Source organism: Paenibacillus praedii (assembly GCF_049725345.1).
GTDB lineage: Bacteria > Bacillota > Bacilli > Paenibacillales > Paenibacillaceae > Pristimantibacillus.
In genome coordinates this window covers 26,655-51,466 of record NZ_JBMWAM010000029.1, presented here as the reverse complement: position 1 = coordinate 51,466, position 24,812 = coordinate 26,655, and the positions used below count along the sequence as shown (strand labels likewise).

Annotated in this window: 20 protein-coding genes, 3 pseudogenes and 1 riboswitch; of the genes and pseudogenes, 1 reads left to right on the top strand and 22 read right to left on the bottom strand. The window is 38.7% G+C overall.

What is annotated here, in order from left to right; genetic code table 11:
* Positions 1–137: 137 nt before the first annotated feature.
* The 8 genes and pseudogenes from ACO9K6_RS19900 to ACO9K6_RS19865 all read right to left on the bottom strand — a co-directional run bounded on the left by ACO9K6_RS19900 (position 138) and on the right by ACO9K6_RS19865 (position 7,809).
* Positions 138–1,118: a stalk domain-containing protein gene (locus tag ACO9K6_RS19900; protein ID WP_424769284.1), complete on the bottom strand. Its 981-nt coding sequence runs from the start codon at positions 1,116–1,118 to the stop codon at positions 138–140.
* A gap of 27 nt (positions 1,119–1,145) precedes the next feature.
* A complete protein-coding gene (locus tag ACO9K6_RS19895; protein ID WP_424769283.1) occupies positions 1,146–1,973 on the bottom strand; it encodes a hypothetical protein in 828 nt (275 codons plus the stop codon).
* 25 nt (positions 1,974–1,998) lie between these two features.
* A complete protein-coding gene (locus ACO9K6_RS19890; protein WP_424769282.1) occupies positions 1,999–2,154 on the bottom strand; it encodes a hypothetical protein in 156 nt (51 codons plus the stop codon).
* Positions 2,155–2,201: 47 nt separating this feature from the next.
* Positions 2,202–2,286, bottom strand: a riboswitch (cyclic di-GMP riboswitch).
* A 565-nt stretch (positions 2,287–2,851) separates the two neighbouring features.
* The gene (locus ACO9K6_RS19885; RefSeq protein ID WP_424769281.1) at positions 2,852–3,127 is read right to left on the bottom strand and encodes a hypothetical protein; all 276 of its coding nucleotides are present in this window, start codon (positions 3,125–3,127) and stop codon (positions 2,852–2,854) included.
* Positions 3,128–3,574: 447 nt separating this feature from the next.
* Positions 3,575–4,600 carry a GDP-mannose 4,6-dehydratase gene (locus ACO9K6_RS19880; RefSeq protein ID WP_424769280.1) on the bottom strand — a complete coding sequence of 342 codons (1,026 nt, stop codon included), beginning with the start codon at positions 4,598–4,600 and terminating at the stop codon, positions 3,575–3,577.
* Positions 4,590–5,951 carry a UDP-glucose dehydrogenase family protein gene (locus ACO9K6_RS19875; RefSeq protein ID WP_424769279.1) on the bottom strand — a complete coding sequence of 454 codons (1,362 nt, stop codon included), beginning with the start codon at positions 5,949–5,951 and terminating at the stop codon, positions 4,590–4,592. Before ACO9K6_RS19875 ends, ACO9K6_RS19880 begins: the two co-directional genes overlap by 11 nt.
* 31 nt (positions 5,952–5,982) lie before the next feature.
* Positions 5,983–6,317 (bottom strand): annotated as a pseudogene (locus ACO9K6_RS19870) (GDP-mannose 4,6-dehydratase); the annotation flags it as partial.
* A 52-nt stretch (positions 6,318–6,369) separates the two neighbouring features.
* Entirely contained in the window at positions 6,370–7,809 is a 1,440-nt protein-coding gene (locus ACO9K6_RS19865; RefSeq protein ID WP_424769278.1) for an MATE family efflux transporter, read from the bottom strand.
* Positions 7,810–8,060: 251 nt separating this feature from the next.
* Between ACO9K6_RS19865 and ACO9K6_RS19860 the strand changes: the two are divergent.
* Positions 8,061–9,209 (top strand): annotated as a pseudogene (locus ACO9K6_RS19860) (transposase); the annotation flags it as partial.
* A gap of 82 nt (positions 9,210–9,291) precedes the next feature.
* Here the strand turns inward: ACO9K6_RS19860 and ACO9K6_RS19855 are convergent.
* The 14 genes and pseudogenes from ACO9K6_RS19855 to ACO9K6_RS19790 all read right to left on the bottom strand — a co-directional run bounded on the left by ACO9K6_RS19855 (position 9,292) and on the right by ACO9K6_RS19790 (position 24,767).
* A complete protein-coding gene (locus ACO9K6_RS19855) occupies positions 9,292–10,410 on the bottom strand; it encodes an EpsG family protein (RefSeq protein ID WP_424769277.1) in 1,119 nt (372 codons plus the stop codon).
* Between the two features lie 13 nt (positions 10,411–10,423).
* Positions 10,424–11,419: a WaaS/CpsH family glycosyltransferase gene (locus ACO9K6_RS19850; protein WP_424769276.1), complete on the bottom strand. Its 996-nt coding sequence runs from the start codon at positions 11,417–11,419 to the stop codon at positions 10,424–10,426.
* Positions 11,420–11,444: 25 nt separating this feature from the next.
* Entirely contained in the window at positions 11,445–12,404 is a 960-nt protein-coding gene (locus ACO9K6_RS19845; protein ID WP_424769275.1) for a GT-D fold domain-containing glycosyltransferase, read from the bottom strand.
* A gap of 48 nt (positions 12,405–12,452) precedes the next feature.
* Positions 12,453–13,619, bottom strand: a complete 1,167-nt coding sequence (locus ACO9K6_RS19840) for a glycosyltransferase (protein ID WP_424769274.1) — start codon at positions 13,617–13,619, stop codon at positions 12,453–12,455.
* Positions 13,620–13,658: 39 nt separating this feature from the next.
* Positions 13,659–14,258: a DapH/DapD/GlmU-related protein gene (locus ACO9K6_RS19835; RefSeq protein WP_424769273.1), complete on the bottom strand. Its 600-nt coding sequence runs from the start codon at positions 14,256–14,258 to the stop codon at positions 13,659–13,661.
* Positions 14,255–15,391 (bottom strand): glycosyltransferase family protein, encoded by a 1,137-nt coding sequence (locus tag ACO9K6_RS19830; protein ID WP_424769272.1) that lies wholly within the window; start codon positions 15,389–15,391, stop codon positions 14,255–14,257. Before ACO9K6_RS19830 ends, ACO9K6_RS19835 begins: the two co-directional genes overlap by 4 nt.
* A complete protein-coding gene (locus ACO9K6_RS19825) occupies positions 15,391–16,260 on the bottom strand; it encodes an NAD-dependent epimerase/dehydratase family protein (RefSeq protein ID WP_424769271.1) in 870 nt (289 codons plus the stop codon). The genes ACO9K6_RS19830 and ACO9K6_RS19825 overlap by 1 nt, the downstream gene beginning before the upstream one ends.
* Positions 16,257–16,886: a sugar transferase gene (locus ACO9K6_RS19820; RefSeq protein ID WP_424769286.1), complete on the bottom strand. Its 630-nt coding sequence runs from the start codon at positions 16,884–16,886 to the stop codon at positions 16,257–16,259. Before ACO9K6_RS19820 ends, ACO9K6_RS19825 begins: the two co-directional genes overlap by 4 nt.
* Positions 16,887–17,434: 548 nt before the next feature.
* Positions 17,435–18,249, bottom strand: a pseudogene (locus ACO9K6_RS19815) (UTP--glucose-1-phosphate uridylyltransferase).
* A 294-nt stretch (positions 18,250–18,543) separates the two neighbouring features.
* Positions 18,544–19,164, bottom strand: a complete 621-nt coding sequence (locus ACO9K6_RS19810; protein WP_424769270.1) for a hypothetical protein — start codon at positions 19,162–19,164, stop codon at positions 18,544–18,546.
* A gap of 32 nt (positions 19,165–19,196) precedes the next feature.
* Positions 19,197–21,020, bottom strand: coding sequence for a polysaccharide biosynthesis protein (locus ACO9K6_RS19805; protein ID WP_424769269.1), 1,824 nt, complete (start codon positions 21,018–21,020; stop codon positions 19,197–19,199).
* 36 nt (positions 21,021–21,056) lie between these two features.
* Positions 21,057–21,749, bottom strand: a complete 693-nt coding sequence (locus ACO9K6_RS19800; protein WP_424769268.1) for a CpsD/CapB family tyrosine-protein kinase — start codon at positions 21,747–21,749, stop codon at positions 21,057–21,059.
* A complete protein-coding gene (locus tag ACO9K6_RS19795; RefSeq protein ID WP_424769267.1) occupies positions 21,730–22,497 on the bottom strand; it encodes a YveK family protein in 768 nt (255 codons plus the stop codon). The genes ACO9K6_RS19800 and ACO9K6_RS19795 overlap by 20 nt, the downstream gene beginning before the upstream one ends.
* 158 nt (positions 22,498–22,655) lie before the next feature.
* Entirely contained in the window at positions 22,656–24,767 is a 2,112-nt protein-coding gene (locus ACO9K6_RS19790; RefSeq protein WP_424769266.1) for an S-layer homology domain-containing protein, read from the bottom strand.
* Positions 24,768–24,812 lie beyond the last annotated feature (45 nt).

Sequence of the window (24,812 nt, the reverse complement as noted above, 5' to 3'; positions counted from 1 at the left end):
CCTCACTCCTCTTCCCTGTATCTCGATTAAAACACAAATGACCCACAAGAGGGTCACTTTTTTAAAGTGTCCTTCTTGTGGGTCACAGTTCAAAAAGGACAGGGGTTATTTTTACGCTTGCTAATTTGCCAAATGAATTAAGACAAGCTTTCAGCTATCGCTCTTCCCGCTTCCAGCTCTGCACTGAAAGCAGCGCGATACTCGGCAATGATAGCTGTACTATGACCGTTCGCCGTAAGCTTCGCACTTATACCCGTCATAATCACTTCAAAGTTAGCCGAACAGATGTTCAGCTCTTGCAGCCCTTGCGCCTTCAGCTGTACTTTGCCGGCATCGTCGGCACCGACATATAGCAGCGCAATGTTCAATAGTTTCGATTGGCAGCCGTTTCGCAGCACTTCCAGCTTCGCTTCAGCCTCCGCTGTAATTTGCACATACGTAAGGACCTCTGCACTGCCTCCGGTATCGCCTGGCGTCGTACCTGTAGATCCTTCGCCTGTACCCGGCGTGACTCCGCCACCGGCTTGCTGCTCGGCCCGATAAGCTGCAGATTCACCGCTAACCGTCTTCGTTACCGAATCCCAGCCAATTTGCGTGCCTACCGACTCCGACAAGAACCGAAGCGGCACATAAATAGAGCCTTTATATCCGAATAGCGTCTGGCCTGCCGGCATGGCTTCCATTTTCCCATCAAACTCAAGCTTCGCCTTTACCGGCTGAATATGAATGTCAACACTTGCCTGCGGCTTCGCATTACCTTTTGTCACGCTTTGCAAATGCTTCTTCAACGCGGCCAGCTGCTGCTCTGTTGGTTCGGAGACAGAAGCTTTGGCGCCATCCCAGTTCACCGACTTTTGAAGAGCATAAGAGATGTAACGAATCGGGACATATGTACGGCCTTGATAAATGAAGGAATACTGCCCATCCGGAAGCTTCAGCGCTTGTCCGTCAAACACGAGACTGATCGGCTGGGTTTTGATTTTCACGGTCGTTGTCGCTTTTGCTGCAACCGAGACAGGTTCAACAGGCTCATAGGTTCTTGCAGATGCGGTGACAGAGAATAAAGATGAGAATAATGCGGCGGCAAGAAGAGTGGATAATACACGTTGTTTTTTCATGTGACCTCCTAAGAATAGTGGAATGAACTAATTAAGCGAGTTGGCAATAACAGCAAACGCATCGGCTCTAGCTTGAGCCTTCGCACTCTCGTATTGCGAGCTCCAATCAGGCAAGGCTTGATTGCCTAGGTCGGCTGCCTCATACTCGCTCTGGGCATTTCCTACTAATTGATTAAACCTAATATCACAATCTGACTCAGCCGAAAAAATTTCGTTCAGATACTTGCTCTGAATAGTCGCAAGCGTCGCATCATCATCCGCGCTAAGCTCTTGTGCAATTTGCTGAACCAAGCTATGGCTCGCTGCCTGGCAAGAGGCTCTCAATTGCTGCATTTCTGCTGTAATCGCTGCATCAATCTCTTGTTTCTTCCGTGCTTTTTCTTCCGAAGTACTAGATTCATTCACTAGCTTCTGATCCTTGTATACGTTATCAGACTGCTGTTCTGATGTCAAAGTTGCAGTTGGCGACTGTTGCGAAACGTCAACCGGCCCGAGCGACGGCTCAGGCTCAGGTTCCGATGTCTGTTCCGCCTTATCGGCTTGCTGGTCCTTGCTTTCCTTAGATTGCTGGCCTGCATAGGCCGCAGCGGCTTCTTCTAACCGTCCATTTAATTCATCAACTTGATTGAGTTTCGAATACAAGCTCATACTGCCAAAAACGACAATGCCAATAACAATAAGCGCACTCGTTATCATGATCAACGTTTTATTTATTTTTTTCATCGTTTCGTTACACGGGAGCAATAAACAACCGGATTGCCGCACATGATTCTCCTTCGCTTTATTATAAATAAAATAAGCTGACGCTTCATTTGATCGGAGCGTCAGCTTGCGGTTATACATATTCAATTCCAACACTTGCACACCACAAGCAAACTCATCATAAAGTGTGACCTAATAATTTGTTGTTGTGATAATTAATTTTCAAGCAGATCTCCATGCGCTTCTCTTCATCCAAGCAGCCATCCAACAGCAATTCATGAAATACAACACAGAGCTGATGCCACTCACGTACAATGTTTGCGCGCACGATCATAAGAAGAACCCCCATGTTCCACATAAACCACGACGGGAGGCACGATATTCGATAGCTGGCTGGCGTCCTCTCTCGAGCTTAGCCCCTATAGCTTTGCGTCGCCACTTTTCAATGGCTTTGCCATTATCGTACGATTTATGAGGTTAATTTGTTATTGTTATAGTAACAAATTAACAGTAGGATGTACATGATATATTCGACCTAAAATAGGCAATTCAGCATTATCCGAGTCGCATTTCGACAGCATCGACAGAGTCTTCTGACCCAAATTTTGCATATCAACACACCGGAAAACGAAACAAAATGGAATCAGGTAAGCCGCAATCATAACGACTCCTGACATCTTTATGCCGCCCATATTTACATGCTTAGCATAGATGTCGTTGCCATTCATAAATATTTTTCCACTATTGGCTACCTTCCCGTAAATAATCATCTGATCTAGTAAATGGCACGGTTACTCCAGATAATACGGTCACGATGGCATTGGGTCCAATGATCAGCGGTTAATATACAGGCTAAAAAGGAACCTTTTCTTCTACTATTCCTCAATTGTTTCTTCCCCCAAATAAAGATTCAAAATCCACGGCATATGGTTCACTCCGTCTATTGAAATGTATTCACTAGTTATTTCGAATCTTCCTGTAGGCTTTGGCTGCCATCACTTTCGCTCCGACTTCTGCTACTACAGCTTTGTCTACCAAGGTAATCGTTGTTGGCAAGCTGCAATTTGTTGCGATCGCCGCTCCAATGGAAGCTCCTTTTTCAGGGCTATGGGATGGAATGATCCAGCAGCGATGGCCTTAACGTCTGAAAGTCCTTCCGTATGAACAGGGCTTACTTCTTTTTGATTTCCTCCATTGCTCATCTGACCATATTCATTACTTCCAGAAGACCATTGGTCACCGTTCTCCGTGATTATAAAGGTGTGATAGTCACCTCCGCCTCCGCCTATTGACGTGATGACAGGCATTCCGCTGGCTTGCGTTACATGTGTGCATCCATAATCAGCATTACGAATAGGAAAACTCCTGTTAGCAAGCTCATTTTTTTATGTTCAGCATCGTCTTGATCCCCTTATACAGCTGCATTTTCCGCCTCTCCATTCAGAAGCCATTCACCGATAAACGATTGACATACAGTTGATCCTCCCTCCTCGTTACCGGGAATTTAGGATACAATAGCAGTAAGCAATGATAATATATATGAAATCGGGCTTAAATATCCTCCTAGATTGTTACGGTTAAAAATTACTGCAATGTTTATTGATTTAGATGAGGGGAAAATTATCGACGAACAGATATTAAATTCATAAAAAAATTAAACATGACAAATATACCCGCCGTGCATTAAGCCCATCGGGTAATTGGCATTGGATTAATATTTTCTACTCTTTTTGAAATATCGACATGTTTAGAATCTATTTCACTTTATAATAATCTACATACCAATCTGCAAATTTCTGCAGTCCTTCTTCAATCGTAGTTTCCGGTTTAAAGCCTACAGCTTTCTGCAATTGATCTGTTGAAGCATAGGTAGCTGGAACATCACCTGCATTAATAGGTTCAAAGATCTTTTCAAATTGAACTTCTTTGCCTAGAGATTTACTTAGAGCCTTTTCTAGCGTTTCAATAAACACCATCAGTTTCTCAGGGCTGTTATTTCCGATGTTGAACACTTTATGTTGAACCTCACCTTCAAGTGGGTTACTTAATAATCGTTCAATCCCCTCAACGATGTCATCTATATAAGTAAAGTCCCGATAAAGATCATTTTTAAAATCCCCATTATTAAATATCTTAATTGGTTCACCAGCAAAATAATTATCAGTAAATCCAAAGTAAGCCATGTCTGGTCGTCCCATTGGACCATAAACCGTAAAGAACCGAAGTCCAGTAGCTGGAATCTTATAAAGATGACTATAGGTATGAGCCATTAACTCATTGGATTTCTTAGTAGATGCATAAAGTGATACAGGGTTGTCTACAAAATCTGTTTCTTCAAATGGAACCTTTTTATTAGCTCCGTAAACAGAACTAGATGATGCGTATACAAGATGGTCAACTGGATTGAATCTACATGCTTCCAGGATATTATAAAAGCCGATGATATTACTTTGAATATAGACATCCGGGTTCTCTATTGAATACCTTACTCCTGCTTGAGCAGCTAGGTTTACTACAACATTAGGCTTATACTCTTCAAAGCTTCTCATTACCATATCCTTGTCTGATATGTCTCCTTTAATAAAGGTAAACTTCTCATAAGGCTCCAGTTGAGCCAAACGAGTATGTTTAAGGTTTACATCATAGTAATCATTGACATTATCAATACCAATCACCTGGCAGCTCTGTTCTAGTAATTTTTTAGATAGATAGAAACCAATAAATCCTGCTGCTCCAGTGATTAGGTATGTTTTACTAGGATCAAGAGTTTTATAATTCAAGATTTTTCGACTCCTTAACAGCTTCTCTAATTGCAGGTTTTCTTCCGATTGAGTGATACTCTACTCCTGCTTCTTGCATATCTTCAACACGATAAATATTTCTGCCGTCATATACTAAAGGAGTTCTCATAAGTTTTTTATAAATTTCAGGCTTTACTTCCTTAACCTCTCCCCATTCTGTAAAGATAAAGCAAACATTTGCACCTTCTAAGGCATGCTCAATGTTGGAAACATAAGTGATGCTTCCTTTGCCATTCTTACCCTCTGGATGAACTTTGGCAAAGTTTTCTGCTCCAACTGGATCATATGCATGAATAACTGCACCTTGTTCTAGCAATAAAGGTACATTCTCAAGAGATGCTGCCTCTCTTAAATCGTCCGTTCCAGGCTTAAAAGTTAATCCTAACACCGCAACCTTAAGACCGTTAAACGTAATGAGTCTTTTGCTAGCTTTCTTATAAAGCATTGTTTTTTGTTCTTTGTTTACATCAATAGCTGCTTTAACCGTTTTGAGTTCATAACCGTTCTGTTTAGCAATATACTCAAGCGCTTTTGTGTCTTTAGGGAAGCATGATCCACCAAAGCCAATCCCTGCATTTAAGAACTTACTTCCAATACGCTCATCGTAGCTCATTCCCTTAGCTACATCCTGAATATCCGCTCCAACCAATTCACAAAGATTAGCTATGTCGTTCATATAAGAGATTTTTAATGCAAGGAAGTCATTGGACGCATATTTTATCATTTCTGCCGATCTTCTATTTACTGAAACAATCGGTAAATGAAACGGTTCATAAATTTTCGTTAACAAATCTTCAGCCCATTTACTTTCTGTTCCGATAATGATTCTTTCAGCTTGAAGAGTATCATGAACAGCAGATCCTTGTGCTAAGAATTCTGGGTTTGATGCTACTTCTACTTTCACATCTTTGACTAAAAAGTCCTGAATAAACTGTTCCACTTTATCATTCGTTCCAACTGGAACTGTTGATTTAACTACTAATAGACAATCTTTTTCTATCGATTCAGCAATTTGTCTAGCAACTGTAGCAATGTATGATAAATTTGCAGAACCATCAGGTTGCTCAGGTGTTCCAACACCAATAAAAATAGCATCAGCATCTTTGTAGGCTGAATTAAAGTCAGTTGTATACTCAATTCTTCCAGCAGAATAATTTTTTTTCATTAACTCTTCTAAACCTGTTTCATAAATTGGAGAAACTCCAGATTTCATTAATTCTACTTTTTTTTCATCTATATCAACACAGGTTACTTGATGGCCCACTTCAGCAAAACAAACACCAGCTACTAAACCAACATAACCTGTTCCAGCTACTGCTATTTTGAACATAGACAGCCTTCCTTTCTTAACAGTAGGGGCTTTATATATTGTACTGTTTTTCGAAATAATTTTGATATTCCCCACTAATAATTTGCTCCCACCATTCTTTGTTATCAAGATACCATTGAATAGTTTGTGCAATACCTGTTTCAAATGTATATGTTGGTTTCCAACCTATTTGTTCTAATGTAGTTGGATCAATAGCATACCGTTTATCATGGCCAAGACGATCCTGTACAAACTCTATTAATTCTTCCGATTTACCTAATGTACTAATAATCGTAAATTTGTACACTCATTATGTCCACCAACATTATATACATCACCGTTCAAACCCTTGTTCATAACAAGATCAATTGCAGCACAATGATCAATATTTAATCAATTACAATGTCATATGTTAATATAGGCACTTTTTTTCAATGGATTAAAAAACATCTTTGCTTTCCTTTTTCCTTAATAATTGTCTAAGATCATTTAGTGTATATAAAATCTCTTTTTTCTTAATTAATAAATATAAACTATATGCAATTAAATAGCAGACTAACCCGACGACTGAGGTCAAAAACCAGCCTGTTAAAATGAATATTAGTGTCATAACCAATTCAAGTGAAATGTCTCTATAGACTGAAACTTTAATAATCCTTGATAATAATATTTCTGCTAAAACACATCGAAAAGCCAAAAGGGCAACAATCGATACAACCGCCAATGATAGATGTTTAAACACTAACGCGATCAATGTGGTGAGAATAAAACTCAACATGACTGATGCTATATTAATAATAAGCATCATCTTCTCTTTGCGCAGTGTTTTTAGATAAGTATTAATTAACAAAGCCATTTTTCCTTCATAAACACACATTGGAAAAAGAAGTGCCATATAAATTAAACTCTCCGTATATTCAGGAAGCCATGCTGATAAGACTGTCTTCAATGGATAGTAAAGAAGAAGTATACCAAGTAAGGGAACTATTAAAAAGTTCTTCATAGTTAGATAAATTGTAGGAAGTCTGTCTACATTTGTTCGTCTCAAAACAGGGAACATGATTATTCCAATAGCATTGATAAACACCATTATGAGATTAGAAATACTCAAGGTTAAAGAAACTTTACCAAATGTTGAGATATCCCATGAACGTTCAATACCAAACCTAATAATTCCTATGATTAGCATGTTTGCAAAATTAGCCAACATTAAATTTATTCCTACGCTTATATTTTTCATTGTTTCATTAAACGTAAAATAAAATGAGCTAATTCTATTAAAGACAATCTCTCTACATAGAAACATGGAATATAAAAGCGAAAAAAGTTTACCTAATAAATCAGCAAGAACAAGTATCTTATAATTATTAATACCCGCAAACAAAAAAATTACAACTAGAGTAATAAACGATACTCTATCATACATGGTAATACGAGCATACTCTCTAATTCTATTTGTTATCTGAAGTATATATAAGAGTATTATTCTTGTATTTACAATAATCATTGATAAAGCAACCATATTTATAATAAATATCCGTTCCAGATCTGAAAGAAAAATTATAGTTAAAACCGACATCAGAATTCCAAAGATAATTTGGGTACTAAATAACATGACAAATTGAGAGAAAAATAATTTTTTATCTAGTTCGCTATACTCTGCTCCACCATACCTTAAATAAATACCATCATTCCATCCCAAATGGAAAAAACCTACATATGCACAATAAAATAAATACAATTGCAAATAGCCATAGTCTTCTACACCTAATATTTTAGGTATTATCAAAATAACCAAGGTTGATATGGTAAGGGATATTAAATTTGAAGATATAGCATATGACATGTTTCTAATAAAACTCGTTGCATTCCTATTCAATTTATCAACTCTTTACTCTCTAATATTTTCAGAAAAACCTTTATTATTTTTAGCATTATAATATTTAGATACCTTTCGGTAACTAATATTTTTTAGATTTGAATCAATTTCATAATTCTGAGCCCATCCCAGGCACGGCTTTCAGCCAATAAAAAAAGGAGTACCTTCCCAAATGTCGAAAAGAGTAAGTAACGACACAAACTATCGAGATCGGAGGAAGACTCCCTATGCCTATTATACGATAAGAAAACCTGTTTGACCTGCAAGAATTATACGATTTATCACCTACCCAGCGTTTTGAAGCTGTTTTTTCATCCATTGATATAGAGACAATCTTCGATGTGGTGACGAAGAAATCCCATTTGGGACGCCCAGTCCAGCTGAATTATGCGGCCATGATTTATTCACTGATCGCTCGGATCACGGAACGAATTCCCTTTATCAAGGATCTGGTTTCGCGCCTCCATTATGATTTGATGTTCCGCCTGGACTGCGGGTTCCTTGTGTCTGACGAAGTTCCATCTGAAGCTGCTTATTCCCGCATGATCACGCTTATTAGTGAATCCAATGCGCTTGAGCAAGTACAAGAACAGCTTTTGATTCAAGCGATGACAGAAGGATTCATTTGTGACGATGTGATTGCGATCGATGCGACCCATATCGAGGCGCATGACCGGGCCCCTGCGAAGCAGGAAAAACCGAAAGCACCCCCGAATAAACGCGGGCGAAAAACGAAAGAAGAGCAGGCCCAGTGGGAAAAAGAACAACAAGTAGCCAGTACATCCTTCAGTCTCTGTTTTCGTCCGGCAATTTGAATGATGGAAAGGCAGCAATCCCTCTGTTAAAAGATCTTGAAGAACGCCTTCCGTCCCTTTCTGTCCGGGTGGCCACCATGGATGCAGGCTATGATCATCTGCCGATTTATCAGAAGGTACACAAAATGGGCGCTCATTCTGTCATTGCCTATAATCCTCGAAACGAGCAGAAACCGGACCGATTTGATGAACACTTGCGCCCACCTGCGTGCGTGAGCATTCGTACCGTTACGACAGCTACGATCCGAAACATCAGACACTGAAATATACGCGTCCAAAGGAATGCCGGGAATGCCTACTTGCCGAGGACACCCTCTGCCATACAAAGTCAACATCACAAATGACCTGCGCCTGTACAGTGCACCTGCAAGAGGCTCAAAGAGCTGGAAAATGCTATACAAAGAACGGACAGCCGTGGAACGCGTCAATGCGTACTTAAAGGAATTTTTTCAGCTAAACCATATCCGCTATCGGACAGGAAAGCGGGCAAAAGTCCATTTCGATCTGGTTCACCTTGTCTATAATGCCACCCGCTTAGCTATTGATCGCCTAAATGACAAAAAAACGCGGAACAAGCAGCCTCCTGATGTAAAATTTTTGACCAGATGCCTATTCCAGACGTCTGAGTTATTTTATGAAGAGCTATTATGAAATTGATTCGATTTCATTAAAAATTAAAATAAATGTTTTCAGTAAAAAATGGAACCAACAATGCCTCTGCTGAAGTCGTTATAAACAAATCCACAACAATCCATAATATGACACTATTCCAAACCATAAATGCAAATAACTTTCTTTTACTAAAACTTATTTTCTTTGATATCCTTATTTGAGAATAAACAAAGTAATTAATTATTAGAAGGTTTCGTGCTAAACGATAAAATGTCAGTTGTAACATGAATAATGGAAAAAATAGTACAACAAGCAAATTTAGCTTATAAACATTTCTTATAATTTGAATAGTTTCATTATCCTTTGAATCGACAGTTAATCTCAAAGCCCATAAGGTTAATAAAATAGACGATAAATGTAATACAAAAGGATATAGGAATCCAAAATTAGTAGATTGATTCATATACACAATAACTTTATAATTATTTATTGATTCTAATAATTGAGATAGACCAGGTATTTGATTATTATTCAGAAAAATAATGAAACAGAATAAAAGTGTTAAGCTTACAATAATTTTCTCTCTTATACTTTTTCGCGAAAAATCACTTAGTAGGAATATAAAATAAACTAAAAAAGAAAAGTGAATAGTTGAAGCTAAGAGTAAAAAACAACTAAAAATCACTTTTTTATGTCTATAATTTGAATATAAAAGAATTAAAAGTCCAATCACAAAAATAATAAATGCCAAAAAATATCTAAGCTGTTCTGAACTTAATATAACCAAATAAGAACTAAACAAAGCAATGACATAATGTGGACTTGGCGCCCACTTACGTATAGACCAAAATAAAAGCAACAAAAAGATTCCAATTATCATACTTCTGAATGTATAAAAATCCTGAGTAAATATCCCTCCTACTTTCATTAATAAAACATAGCCAATTTCATAATTAGAAACTAACCCATTAATGATATTTTTGTATTCAAGTTCAGTATATAATAAGTCATTAGATAATCCCGATGTATTTCTATAGCCAGACATTAATAGAAATACAATAATAAAAGATAAAAATAAGATTAAGGGATTAGTATTAATCTTTATGTTGTTACGGTATTTTATACCAGCAAAAATATTTAAGAATATTACTACTCCGTAAAATAATAAAGTCATAGAATAACCTACTTTACTTGTTTTCAGCTAAATAATTCTCTATTAATTCCAGAAAACGCACAGGAGAATTTTCGCCTTTATAATTATATCGAACTTGATTTTTTTTAGATATAAAACTTGGTTCAATCTCATCCACAGATGAAAAATAGTGCATATATAAAGGATTATAAAACATACTTTTTTGCACATAGGGGTAGTTAGTAATGAGTTTTTTATCGTACATTACAGACTCCCAAAACCTAAGTGTGGATCCAGCAGTATTGGTATCAAGTATTTCCAAAATTGATTTTGTAGATAAAGTACGGCCTAAGTATTCTTTAAATGGCATACCCTTCGTACTATAATATATCCCTTTATCATCTGACTCACGTTCAGCACTGTTAGACACAACATAAAAATAACAATTCAAGCCAGCATTTGTTAATTTATCATAGGCTCGCTTAATTTCTACTAACCTATTTCGTGCTGCACCAATAAACAAAACATCCACTTGATCAAATCGAGGTAAAGATTCGAGCCATGATTGTGGCATTTTTGAATAATATATAGACGTGTACTTCAAATTATATTTCTCAACATCTTGTTGATTATATGATAGAACTAAATCGAAGTTTTCTTTTAAATACGTTATATCTAACGAAGGCATTACTTTCAACTTAGATTCAATAGTATCACTAAAGTAGAATACAAACTTACTAGACTTATACCTTTTTTTTAAATACTCGATAAATTCAGGATAATACCACCCTGGTGTAAATACAAAACAAAGTTTATCATTATCAGAAAAGTCATTCTTAAATAATGTTTTGTTCCAAATCCATTTAAACGGTAAATTTATCTTTTTATTTACTCTATGAGATAAGTGTAATTTACAAAGGAAATTAAGAAGCTTGGACCTAAATAACCTATCTCTCTTAACAATTTTTACATTACTATAATCTTCGATGTCTAAGAAAAATAATCTATCTAATTCCTTAAAACTATCATTATAAAATACAAAGTTATACAATTAACAAGCGCCCCTCATAATTAGTTTATACTACATACTTTATAATCTCTGATTTGTATACCTCTAATAAAGTTTCTGGCATTTCAAAATTAGGTGGCCCACCTGCTTCATTAACATACTTACCAATTACTGGTTTCTTTTTAGTTGCACCAGATAAATACCACTCATACTCTATGTCTAGGTGACCGATATCAATAGCCTGACTTCCATAAATTCCGATATCATAAGCTAACACTGTGGCTGTAGGTCCTAATGAAATTATAAACATCGTATCTTCTGATATAAATTCTTTTGAAATACTTAATATTTCATCATATCTTTGAAATGCATTTTCTGCAGGAGCAATAATCCTTCTAACACTCCGTACATTAGCTAACAAATCATTCCCTACACCAAATCTTGTTTGACTACCCTCAATAACTATTACATTTTTATCATTCCAAACACTCTTCCAGTTATCAAACATGTATCGACTTCTATTGTCTTTTAGACCATGGTATACCCTGGTTATTAAAGCATCTGCATAAACTCTTTTAGAGTCTAATAATTCCATCCAACGTTTATAATATTTTGCTAAGTGTGTATTTCTAGATTGTCTACGCTTTTTAGAATACTGATCTAAAGAACCAAAAAAGTTTGGTATTCCAACAAGTATATTCTTATTATCTGATAATATAATATTTCGCAATCTATCACTTAGTTCTTTTGAATTCTCCTGACTAAAATACCCTTTTGAATCCCTATAAATCCAAGAAATTTCTCCATCCCCAAATCTACACAAAGACTTTTTTTCTAATTTTATCATGTTAAATGTTTCTTTATCAGAATAAAATCTAATATGTTTGATTTTGTTTTTTATTAAATAGTACTTATATGAATAGACTTTAGCTAATGGTTTAGCCACCATATAATGGTATACCTTAATAGTAAAACGCCCAACTACTGTTTGTGTAAGTTGTTGTTTAATTTTAATAAGCGTCGTCATCTCCACCCCCTAATATTCGCCTTTTAAGTATTTATTTTTTAAGTAATTTTAAACCACTGAATTGCTGTACTGTTCATAAATCTCATTTCGTTTTCTATCTAAATGTACTAATTCAAACTTCTTGGCCTTTTCAAAATTTTGTTTTGCTATTTCACATAAGTCAGTAGTAGATAATCTCTTTAGTAAATTACAAATATGTGTTATATTTCCTTTTTCAAATACCGTTTCAGGTTGAAGTAATTCTGGAATTCCTGCAGTTGTTGAACCAACGGCTGGACACGCCCTACTTAATGCTTCAATTAGAGCTCTTGGCAATCCTTCTTGTTTACTAGGCTGAGCATATATATCGATTGAATCTAGCCATTTAAATACGTCATTTCGTAACATTAGTCCTTTAAACCTAACCTTATCTTCCACTCCTACACTTTTAGCTATTTTTTTTAAGTATGAGTTATCTCCACCACCAACTAATTCATATTCAAGATTATATCCTTGCTTATTTAGTTCAGAAATAGCTCTAATAACATATTCCTGTCCTTTATACCTTACATTTACTGCTGCTGTTGTACCTATTATAGTTGGGCTATTTCCACCTTTTGTCTGTATTTTTTTTAAACGTTGTTCTAATACAGACTCCTCTAGATCTTCCAAATAGACATTTGATGCTGAGACAGATGGACAATTGCATGGATAACGGTTTTGTAGCCATTTTTCAGTTACATATGACGCAAAATTAGCATTCTTCACTCCTTTTACTTCGTTAAAAAACATATATGGAGCAACTAATTTACCCATTAATCCATGATTCCAATAAGCATCCCAAGCACAACCACCCACTTCAACCATATATTTTTTTTTCATCTTTATTGCAAAATGAATAGTTATATCACTTATAACACTTGGCATTCTTACAAATAGCAAATCAGCTTTTTCTACCTGTTCTTCAATTACCTTTTTATATTTTCGTTTATCTATTAAAAACCCACTAATAGAATTTAAATTAGGTATTTCAATAAATTCAAGCCCACTTAATTCTACTTTTTTTAAATTTGCTTCCTCATAAGTCTTGTCTAAATGCAATGTACGAATAACAACTATTAATTTATCAACTACATGGAAATAACGTGAAAACATTTCAGAAGTTATTGTTGTATTACAATACACACCATTACAATCTCGAAACATCGGTCCATCAAAACTAAATAATCCAATCATTATTTTCCCTACCTCTATCAAACTTATTTATTAAGAAATTTAATTATAGATACTTCTCCAGGTATTAGTGTCTTTTTCATATTTCTTAATAACTTTAGCCGGAACTCCGACGGCTATGCAGTTTTCTGGAATATCCCTATTTACAACAGCATTAGCCCCTATTACGCACCCATTACCAATACTAACTCCTGGTAAAACGCACACATTATCCCCTAACCATACATTATTGCCTATTGATACTGGCTTTGTAACTAGGGGTCTTTCATCTGGTGGGGTATTAGGATTTGAAGCTGTTTCCAAACCAGAATAATCACCGTGACTAATATCACTGATATAAATTTTTGAAGCAAAAAGACAGTTTTTACCAATAATAACTTTTTCACCAGCAGCAATATGGACATAGTCACCAATTTTACAATTTTCGCCAATCTCTATCTTACTACCTTTACTAGGATAAACATCAAACATCTCAATTCTACAGTTATAACCCGTAGTAAACCCTTCTCCATAACTTAGAAACTTTTTCCCCCGCACATAAATAGGTGTTCTGATTAGCCTAGCACCTTTAAAAAAAATTTTAGTGTAAACTAATGAAATAAGATTCTTTATTGATTCTCCTAATCCATAACTATTCTTCATATATTTATGTGCTCCTTATATACGGATTCAACTTTTTTAAAATATGCTTCGATAGAGAACAGCTTTTTATAAATAACTAAAGTTGTTTTTCTCATATCTATTATTGCTTCATTGTTGAGGCTAATTATTTCTGATAAAGTTGCTCTTAGACCTTTGCTATTATTGATATTAACCCCTACTCCAAACTTTTCAACAATCTCGGCTGTATCTGCTGGAATATTATTTATTATTGGAAGCCCGTGTTGGAAATAGTCAATTGACTTCATCGTCAATCCAACACAAACGTTTTCTTTCATTATATTTAAGCCAAAATGGCATCTATCAAAAATATCTTGTTTCTCTTGTGGGTCGTAGATTTTACCATGATATTCTACTACCCCACCTGCAGATTTCACTTCACCTATCAACTCTTGTTTACTTTCCCCATCACCAATTATGTGTAAAGTTACAGGCTTAAATTCACTAATAACTCGAATGATCTCTTTAATTTTTAGAATATCAATTATATTGTTAATTGACCCTAAATATGCCAAATTAATTTCATCTTCACTTAGTTTTGGTTCACTAGTTACTTCAATCTCTTTCTTTGCTAAATGTACAGTTTCGGTCTTAATACCTTTTATGGCATTACCTAAGACTGTTTGATACAAGTTGCACTCTGTAATGAGTAAATCTGCATACTTAAAACTTTGATCCCTCATCGCTCCCCAATACGTAAAAGGGGGGAAGTTCTTAGCCTTACCAATTGGCATGGTTTCAGGCCATAAATCTATTAAATCGTATATAAGTTTTATATTTTTATTCTTTTGCTTGTATTTAGCAGCAAATTTTGCTAAAGAATTAGGCGGTACAAATACATATAATAAGTCTGGATTGATGTCTTCAACAATTTTGAATGCATCATTAGCATATTTATAATGAGAAGTTAAGCGAGCTACAGATAAATTCTTATAGTATGGATTCGACTTAACAAAGATGAAATCTTCCTTCATATCTTCCCTGCGCACTTTTTTAAAATGCCTAAAATCAGACTGTATGACTGTGACATCATATCCTTTTCCTTTAAAAAACTCGTGAATCAAATCAACTCTATCTTCATAAGTATCAAAGCAATTAATTATAGCTGCTCTCATCACTTTCCACTCTCCAGTTCCGTCAACTCAATAGATTCTCTAAAGCTTCTAATTTGGTAATTCACCCTATCATAATTACTCATAGACTTTTCATAAATCAAGTTTCCGAATATCTTGTTTACAACCCCGACACCAAACATTAATTTAATCATAGGATTAAATAACCTAGTCATCCATATATTCTGATCATGAACTTGAGAAATGGTCTTAACAAGTTCACTCGTCTTTACATACTCTGCGTTTTGTGGGAAAAACAGTCCTGTCTTTTCCTCATCAATCATTACCTTAATGAATTCGCAGAGATTATCTATATGGAGCATGCTTCGCTCATTGTCGATGTCTGGAAATACAATTGTTTTCTTTGCAAGTGTAGCTAACCTTGAATAGTTCCCTTTTGACCCTTTCCCATAAATCATCGGTGGTCTAACAATAACAACTTTGAATATATCACTTTCTAAAGGCTTAATACCCTCTTCTGCTTGCAGTTTACTATTACCATAGAAGTTACTTGGAGTAGGTACTGTTCTTTTATCGATAATTCTCTTATTACTAGTACTATCTCCGTACACAATAATGCTACTCATAAAAATAAACTGTTTCACACCTTCAGCCTTTGCCTTTTTAGCAGTTTCAATTGTAAGATCCCTATTTACTCTATAATACAAATCCTCCATTTGGGGATCAGATGAGACATGGGCAATTCCTGCAACATGAAACACAACATCATATCCCGAGAAGTCCTTACCTTTCCAAAAGTCATCTCTTAGACTTACGGTATTAATGGAATATTTATCAAAATAATTGCCAAGCCACTTCTCAAGGCTCTTTCCTACATAACTGTTTTTTCCTGTAATCAGTATATTTTTCATTTAGAAATGCTCTCCTTACTACTAGCAACTTCTTTCTTAGAACCAGTTCCACCTTCTACAACCCCATCACTCTTAACAACACTAACAATCGTTCCAAAGAAACACTTAACATCCATCCAAAGGCTAATCTTCTCAACATACTCTCCATCCAGCTTAGCCTTAACATCTATAGGAAGCTCATCTCTACCATTAATCTGTGCCCAACCAGTTAATCCAGGTGGTACATCATTAGCACCATACTTATCCCGTTCAGCAATCAGATCATACTGATTCCATAGTGCTGGTCTAGGCCCAATAATACTCATCTGTCCCACAAATATATTCCAAATCTGCGGAAGCTCATCAAGTGAGGTTTTTCTCAGGATTTTACCCATCTTTGTGATATACTGTTCTGGATTATCTAATAAGTGAGTTGGAGTCTCCTTCGGCGTATCTATTCTCATGGTACGGAATTTCAAAATGTTGAAATGTGTCTTATTAATTCCTACACGCGTTTGCTTAAACAGAACTGGTCCTCTTGAATCAATCTTAATAGCAATAATAAGAATTAAAAAAATTGGTGATAAGACAATAAGTCCTATTAAAGAAAGAATGATATCTATCAATCTTTTTATCTTCATATAAATACAGCTACACTCCTTAAACTTTGTTCTTTAGTAAATTAGGATTTAATTGGAACTTTATTTTCATTTTCCAACCAACTACTAGGTTACTAAATAAATCTACTTCTGATAGCCATTTCGTAATATCTATTCAATCTACCTAACGAATACGAAATAGATATTTACCCACAATCACTTCAAACCGAGTTTCTTCCTATTATATAAACCATTCCAATCAATCTATAATTCTCACTAAAAACGCCTCAAACCCTTATCCTGCAAGGCTTCAGCATCTTATCTGATTACGATACTCAATTCCCTCTTAGCATCTAAACAGATTAATTAGTTATGTCTATATAAATTTAACTTGTAGCTGTTCAGCCGCTCGCATGCCCGTTTGATAGACAGAAAAATATGAAAAAATAAAAATTGCTTTCATAAAAAGATGGCAGAATCGCCTTTGCGGCTTAGTTGGTTATGATTTCCCTAGCAAACTATTCAACTCTCTACAACAACAGCCCCTAACTACATAAATATCATTTAATGAGTAGGAGCCAGCGTTATTTATTTTTCTATTTTATTTTTTTAATAGCTTCCTCAAGAAAGGTGAATAATTCAAATCTTAATTCATTATTTTGCAGCGCCATCTTAATCGTCGTTTTTATAAACCCTAATTTCTCCCCCACATCATATCTCTTGCCTTTGAAGTTGTACGCATAAACCGCCTCAAATTGATTTAACTCTGCGATCGCATCGGTCAACTGAATCTCTCCACCTCTGCCCCAGGTTTCTGATGATCGATTATTTCAAATATCCTTGGGCTCAATATATATCTTCCCATGATCGCCAAATTAGACGGAGCATCCTCCGCCTTCGGCTTCTCAACTAAATTACTGACACTATAAAACCTCTCATGGATCTCTTTCCCATCTACAATTCCATATCTAGAAACTTCGTTCTCAGGCACCCGCTGTACACCGATAACCGATGACCTATACCGATCATACTGCTCGATCATCTGCTTTAAACAAGGCTTGTCCGCTTGTACGATGGCATGACCTAAACCCTTTGCTTCCTTTTGACGGATATAATGAATATCTACCATTTTTGAAGACTTCTGCACTTCATTTAAGAGCTCCAACTCCCCCTTTTCCAAAAGGATTTGTTCAAGCTCAAAGGAATTATCAAAGTGATCTTCAATGGCTCTTTTTCCTTTACCCGTCACAATAATAATATCTTCGATCCCTGATTCTATGGCTTCTTCTACTATGTATTGAATCGTTGGTTTATCTACGATGGGCAGCATTTCTTTAGGCATCGCCTTTGTTGCCGGGAGAAACCTTGTCCCCAGTCCCGCAGCTGGTATGATTGCTTTGCGTACCTTCAATTTATAATTCCCCCCTTATCCTAGTGAGTCCGTCAATCGCCAACAATCCGCAAAATAGAAATTAAGAGGATATCATCGTAAATAGAGATAACAGTCTATTCTCTGCTGTAAACTTTATGCACCTGGGGGGATGAACGTTGATGTCCAATCTTATGGCAGACCATTATTCTCGAGGAATCGGCCGATTTACTCAAACGGGCAAGCTTATACTCATCGCGGTCCAATACGAAGATAGTGAGTCTAGATCCTATCTTGTTGATTCGGTTGGCTGCCCTATATTCGTGTCAATGAATGCTACTTTTCCTTAGAAACCTCTTCATACGATTTGCCTTGGCTTAGCCCATATTTCTTTGCTATTTGAATCAGTTCATCATATTGATCAGCCGATAGCCTCTCAAGGATAATCGTGCGGGCTTTCTTCTTCTCCTCTGCACTTAATCCTCCGCTGGCGAGCTCTTGCAGCTCTTTCATATCGGACATATTAAGCTCCTTCAAGAGCACGGATGTAACCTGCGCTTTCTCAGACACGGTTATTTTTTCTTGAACAGTCTTTGCTTTCTCGATTGATACCTCTGCACGGTAACCTTCTTCATTGGACTTATCTTGTTCGTCCGCTCCAGCCGCTTCTTGTTCTACCGATTTATCTGCTTCTTGTTCCATTGGAACTTGGCTAGCAGGGTCAGACTCGTTGGTCTCTTCCGTTTCCGTTTCTTCGGCCGGCGGTTCTTCGCCATCAGGAGCATCAACCACCTCCGTAGGCTGGACTTCGGTAATATGCTCTGTCTCCAAATCTGCCGCTAAGGTCGAAATCAGTTTATTGACCGCATAATTAGCTGCAAACAGACCGCCAATACCTATTAGAACAATAACGCTTACAGTCCAAATTAATATTTTCTTCCATTTCCTCTTACGCATATCGTCATTCCTCCATTCTCGCAAGCAGGGTGTCAGGATACGTGTGAATAAAACGGAACCAAATGCTCAATAACATCTCTTACTGATTTATGATTTTCTCCTATTACCTTCTCAAACCGTTTGAATTGGAGCTCAAGCTCTGTTCGATTGATTTGTGCGGGTTTGCCGATATAGATACGTTCATGTTGGGTTGCCGACACCGCTTCCGTGTCTGTGAGCAGTTCTTCGAATAACTTTTCACCCTCACGCATACCGCTAAAGTTAATATCAATATCCACATTGGGCTCATACCCAGACAATCGGATTAAATCCTGTGCTAAATCTAAAATACGAACCGGCTTCCCCATATCCAAGATGAAGATCTCTCCACCCTTGGCAAAGGCTCCGGCCTGGATGACAAGCTGTACGGCTTCCGGTATCGTCATGAAATATCTAACCATCTCCGGATGTGTAACCGTCACTGGTCCTCCGGCTGCGATCTGCTCCTTGAACCTCGGAATCACACTTCCTCGACTTCCAAGAACATTGCCGAATCGAACGGCTACGAATTGCGTTTCACTTGTTGTATTTATGCTTTGTATGTACATTTCTGCAATGCGCTTGGTAGCTCCCATAATACTCGATGGGTTTACAGCCTTATCCGAAGAAATCATAACGAATCTCTCCGCTTTATATTTGTCGGCGGCATCAGCTACATTTTTTGTACCAAATACGTTATTTTTCACAGCTTCGGATGGATTCCGTTCCATGAGCGGAACATGCTTATGCGCTGCTGCATGAAATACGACCTGCGGCCTAAAGCCGCGGAATATTTCATCGATGCGGCTGCGGTCTTGAACATCTGCGATAATCGTCTCCAGGTGTACTTCAGGAAATTTGCTTCTCAGCTCCATCTCAATGGTATAGATGCTGTTCTCTCCATGTCCCAGAAGCATTAAGCTAGAAGGCTTGAAGGAGGCAATCTGTCTCGACAGCTCGGAACCAATCGATCCCCCTGCTCCAGTTATGAGAACGACTTTATTCGATACATATTCAACGATTCCAGCCATATCTATCATGACGGGCTCTCTGCCTAATAAATCCTCAACCTCAACATTTCGCAACGCATTAACGGCTAACCGGCCATTAATAAAATCATTGATTGCAGGAATGATCTTTACCTTAGCCCCTGTCAGCTTACATATATTGATAATATCCGATATGTGCGCACGCTTAGCGGACGGGATCGCGATAATAATGTCATGAATATGATGCTGATGTACAAGCTCTTCGATTTTCGAGCGGTTTCCCATGACAGGCAGACCGAAAACTCTTAAATTGCGTTTCTGCGGATTATCATCAATAAAACCGACTAAGCGGCAGCTCGTGAAGCTTTTGCTTGTCATGATTTCTTTCGCGATAAACGCTCCGCAATCTCCTGCCCCTACTACAAGAACATTCGTTTTCAATTCTGTTTTTTTTGTTCGGTTATTTCGAATTAATCGCCATGCGAAGCGCGAACCTCCAATAAAGAGAAGCATAAGCTCAAGTGTTCTAGAAGCGACAGATATAGGAATTCTTTCTCCGCTTAATAAATAAGTGACCAGATAAGATACGGTTATCCCAACCAAGATGGCCTTCACCAGCTCAACAATCTCACCGATGCTCGCGTATTGCCACAGCCTTCGGTACATGCGGAAATAAAATAGACTTCCCCCACATAAAACAGTGGATACACATGCAAATATCAGCAGTTGCTTCTCGTAGAACAGAGGGATATTTCCGTTAAATCGAAAAAGATAGGATGCTGCAATAGCTACCCATATAATGCTAATATCTAGTACCAACAAAACTATCATCCGAAGCCTATAGCTCACGTCATTTACCCCTCCAACAAACTGCCGTTCTACGTTTCATTTGTCTTGTACACCATAATAATAGTAATAACCCTCTTCATTTGCCTTGTGTTTGACGTTGTTCAGAACGACGCCAAGAATGCGGGCATTGACGTTTTCCAGGTTCTTCACGGCTTTCATTGCGATATCCCGCTTAACTCTTCCCTGATCGACGACTAGAATGACGCCATCGCTCTTGGTGGCAATGATTTGGGCATCCGTCACAGCCAGCAGCGGCGGTGTGTCAATGAGAATGACGTCATACATCCCTCTTAATTGCTCAATGAGCGATGTCATCCGCTGAGAGGCCATCATTTCCGCCGGATTTGGCGGTATTGCACCTGATGTGATGACATCCATGTTCGGAATATCCGTCATCTGAATGACCTCCTCCAAGGAGCACTGCTTCGAGATGACGGAGGACAAGCCCCACCGATTAGAGATTGAGAATGTTTGGTGAGCGGTCGGCTTGCGAAGATCAGCATCAATAAGCACGACGGAACGATCGGATTGCGCGAAGGTGATGCCCAGGTTCGTAATCGTTGTTGATTTCCCTTCACCGGGACCGGCTGAAGAAACCATCAGCACCTGCAGCTTCTCGTCAATGGAGGAGAAATCGATATTCGTCCGTAACGTACGATACGATTCAGATATTGGAGACCTGGGATTCGTGATGGTAATGAGTTGACGTTTATTTTTCGATCGAGACACGCTCTAGCTCACCTGCTTTGTAGGATTGTTTTGCTCTGCTTGTTTGGCCCTTGCCTACATCCTCAGGCGAAATCTTAGCGATCATCGCCAGCGTCGGCTGTCCCAAATATTCCAGAACATCGGCTTCCGTCTTAATCGTGTCGTCCAAATATTCCAGCAGGAACGTAATCCCCACGGCCAGCATTAGCGATACCACAAAGCTGATGGCAACGTTTAAAGGAACGTTCGGCGATACGGGAGCAGGCTCCGCGGTTACAACCGCCTCATTAAGGATGGACACGTTCTCCACCTTGAAAATATACACAATTTCTTCCTTAAACACGTTCGATACGGCATTGACGATTTCAGCCGCCTTCTTATAATCCTCGTCCTGCACGACTAATGTCATCACCTGCGTATTATTAACGGAGCTGACGGTGATCTTGTCGGCAAGCTGCTGGGCCGTTACGCCAAGCTGCGGGTATTGCTCAACGACCTTATCCAGGATAGCAGGCGTTTTAATAATTTCCTTGTACGTATCTATCATTCGAATATTTGTATTAATTTGATTAAGGTCGAGCTGACCGGTCGCAAGCTGCGCGGTCGTCTGATTCACAATAATTTTGGTAGAAGCTTCATAGATCTTGTCCGTAAAGAACAAACTAATAATCGCAGATGCCGCGGTACATAAGAGCACGAATAATAGGATTAGTCCTAATCTCTTCCTAATGATCGTCATGTACTGTCGCAAATCTAGTTCGTTAGACACCTCGTTAATTCCCTCCATTGTCCTATGCCGATTCCATATCTATATCTTAAGATATACCCATCTTTCACAATAACTGATAAACCATCACAATTTTACGAAAATTGTTAAAAAATTTTCCTCCCATCTGCATGAGAGGAAAATTTTGTTTTATTATTTTACTATTCGAAATTAACCGCTCTGTAAATAATGACTGCCGCCTCAGCGCGAGTCGCGTTGTGGTTAGGCAGGAATTTACCCGCATTGCCGATGACGATTTTGTTGCTCGCAGCAAATGCTACGCCCGCTTTAAGCGTCGGGTTAATTTTGTTGGCGTCTGCGAATACTTCGAGTGCCGCATCTGCGTTTGCTGCATCTGCAGCCCCGCTCGATACCTTCAATGCGCGAGCGATCATTGTAGCCATCTCGGCGCGTGTAATCGTCGCATGAGGATCAAATTTCGTTGCTGAACGGCCGTTAATGATTTCAGCCTTCGCTGCAGCAGCTACGTAAGGAGCAAACCAATCGCTTGCATTCACATCCGAGAAGCCTTCTGTTGCAGAGCCATTCTCAAGATCAAGCGCGCGAATCAGCATTTTCGCGAATTCAGCGCGGGTTACATTATCCTGAGGAGCGAATACGCCTGCCGCTTTGCCTTCGATCGCGCCTTTCGCAGCTATGACGGAAATTTGACGGCCCGCCCAAGCTTCAACGGATGCAATATCGCCGAAGGATACTTTATTTTCTACAACAACGTAAGAGGAGAACGTATCGCGAGATTCAACAATTGTGTTGCCGGATACGCGGCCGCCTTGGAATTGAAGCTTGCCGTCTACGATTTTCGCTACAGACAGCAGCTCACGGTCAATACCGGTTAAATCGCCAAGCGGAATACTGATGATGACCGGCTGCGAGAATGAAGTCGTTGCCGTTCCGCCGATCGATAGATCAAAGTCATACACCTTGGATGCCGAATTCAGTCCACCTGTCACTTCAGCGCTTGCATCAGAGGTGTGGATTTTAAAGTGGATTTCTGAGGAGAACGCGCCGCCAACCGGGAGCTCTACGTTCAAGCCATTGACTTTCAGGTTGAGTGCTGCAATACCTGCATTTACCGCTTGGGCCATGATTCCGTTCGACAAATCGATGACAGCTGTGTCCTGCGTTACGCTGCCAAGATCAATCGTAAGCTTTACCACCGGAATCGGCGCACCCGGAGCCGCTGCCTTCAAGCCAGCTTGAACAGCTGTAATTCCGGCAATGGCAGCAAGCGTCTTATTCTCGTCCAATTGAAGGACAGCCTCTCCGTTAATTACGGATACGGTGTTCGGAATAACCGCAAGATTGTTAACAAGCGTTTGCGCTTCCTTCACAGCTTCTGCAATAAGAGCGTCTTTCTCAGTACCGGTTGCATTAGCGATCGCATCCTTCAACGCATCGATCTTGCCGATGAACTGATTTACATCCTCTGGAAGAGCAATGACAGGATCAACAGGAGCAGGTACTCCGCCGCCGATCGGACCAGTTCCAGGGTCAGTTCCTGGATCAACCGGATTTGCAATTTCATAGGCTTTTTTCATCGCGATCAAAGCATTGAAGCCAGTCAAAATATTTATTTCAGGACTTGCCTGCAGCTTCTCGTACACCGGTACGAAGTCTGCTGTTGCGATGCTGTAACTAGCTACTACCGCCTCGACATTAGCATTTGTCTGAACAGCAGATTTCATCGCTGCGCGAAGCGAGCCCGCAAGCGTTGTATCGATCTCAGGCGGAGCACTCAAACCAGCCGCAATGGAAGCGATGTTCGTCTCGAGCGCCAGCACGACCTGCGCGATATCATCAATCGTTAGCGTTACGCCAGCGGACTCGGACAACTCCTTCAAGAATGGAGCATGCGTTGTACGCATTCCTTCCAGATCCGTCTCCCATTCGGAGCCGAGCTGAACGGTTAACAAGTTAGTAACCACATCTCTGAAATCTGCTTGCTTGTCGCTTGGAAGCTTGCCCACGATGGAATCCAAAATCGTGGCATCCGCAGAAATCGCCGCAGCGATTTCACCGCGGAATGCATTCACGTTGTCTACGCCTCCTGGTACGGTTAGCAATGCATTGTAGAATGCTCTTGCATCCTCCAGGAAGGAAGTGTACGAACCTGTTGAGGCAGCTGCATAAGCAACCCCATTTACGCCGAGCTTCTCCGCCAGGCCTTTATTGCTAAGCGGAATTCCAGCAAATGCGGACATAGCCACGCTTGCTGCGATTGTGGTTACTACTAGTTTTCTTCTTAATGTCACTCTCTCTCACCTCTATAATAGATAGTTGCATTCACCGTAAAGATG

Coding starts and splice junctions, on each gene's coding strand:
- ACO9K6_RS19840 (WP_424769274.1), bottom strand. CDS start 13,619: ATGATTGGATTATTTAGTTTTGATGGACCGATGTTTCGAGATTGTAAT.
- ACO9K6_RS19810 (WP_424769270.1), bottom strand. CDS start 19,164: ATGCGTAAGAGGAAATGGAAGAAAATATTAATTTGGACTGTAAGCGTT.
- ACO9K6_RS19830 (WP_424769272.1), bottom strand. CDS start 15,391: ATGAGAGCAGCTATAATTAATTGCTTTGATACTTATGAAGATAGAGTT.
- ACO9K6_RS19825 (WP_424769271.1), bottom strand. CDS start 16,260: ATGAAAAATATACTGATTACAGGAAAAAACAGTTATGTAGGAAAGAGC.
- ACO9K6_RS19835 (WP_424769273.1), bottom strand. CDS start 14,258: ATGAAGAATAGTTATGGATTAGGAGAATCAATAAAGAATCTTATTTCA.
- ACO9K6_RS19900 (WP_424769284.1), bottom strand. CDS start 1,118: ATGAAAAAACAACGTGTATTATCCACTCTTCTTGCCGCCGCATTATTC.
- ACO9K6_RS19875 (WP_424769279.1), bottom strand. CDS start 5,951: ATGTTCAAAATAGCAGTAGCTGGAACAGGTTATGTTGGTTTAGTAGCT.
- ACO9K6_RS19855 (WP_424769277.1), bottom strand. CDS start 10,410: ATGACTTTATTATTTTACGGAGTAGTAATATTCTTAAATATTTTTGCT.
- ACO9K6_RS19845 (WP_424769275.1), bottom strand. CDS start 12,404: ATGACGACGCTTATTAAAATTAAACAACAACTTACACAAACAGTAGTT.
- ACO9K6_RS19885 (WP_424769281.1), bottom strand. CDS start 3,127: ATGCCTGTCATCACGTCAATAGGCGGAGGCGGAGGTGACTATCACACC.
- ACO9K6_RS19890 (WP_424769282.1), bottom strand. CDS start 2,154: ATGATCGTGCGCGCAAACATTGTACGTGAGTGGCATCAGCTCTGTGTT.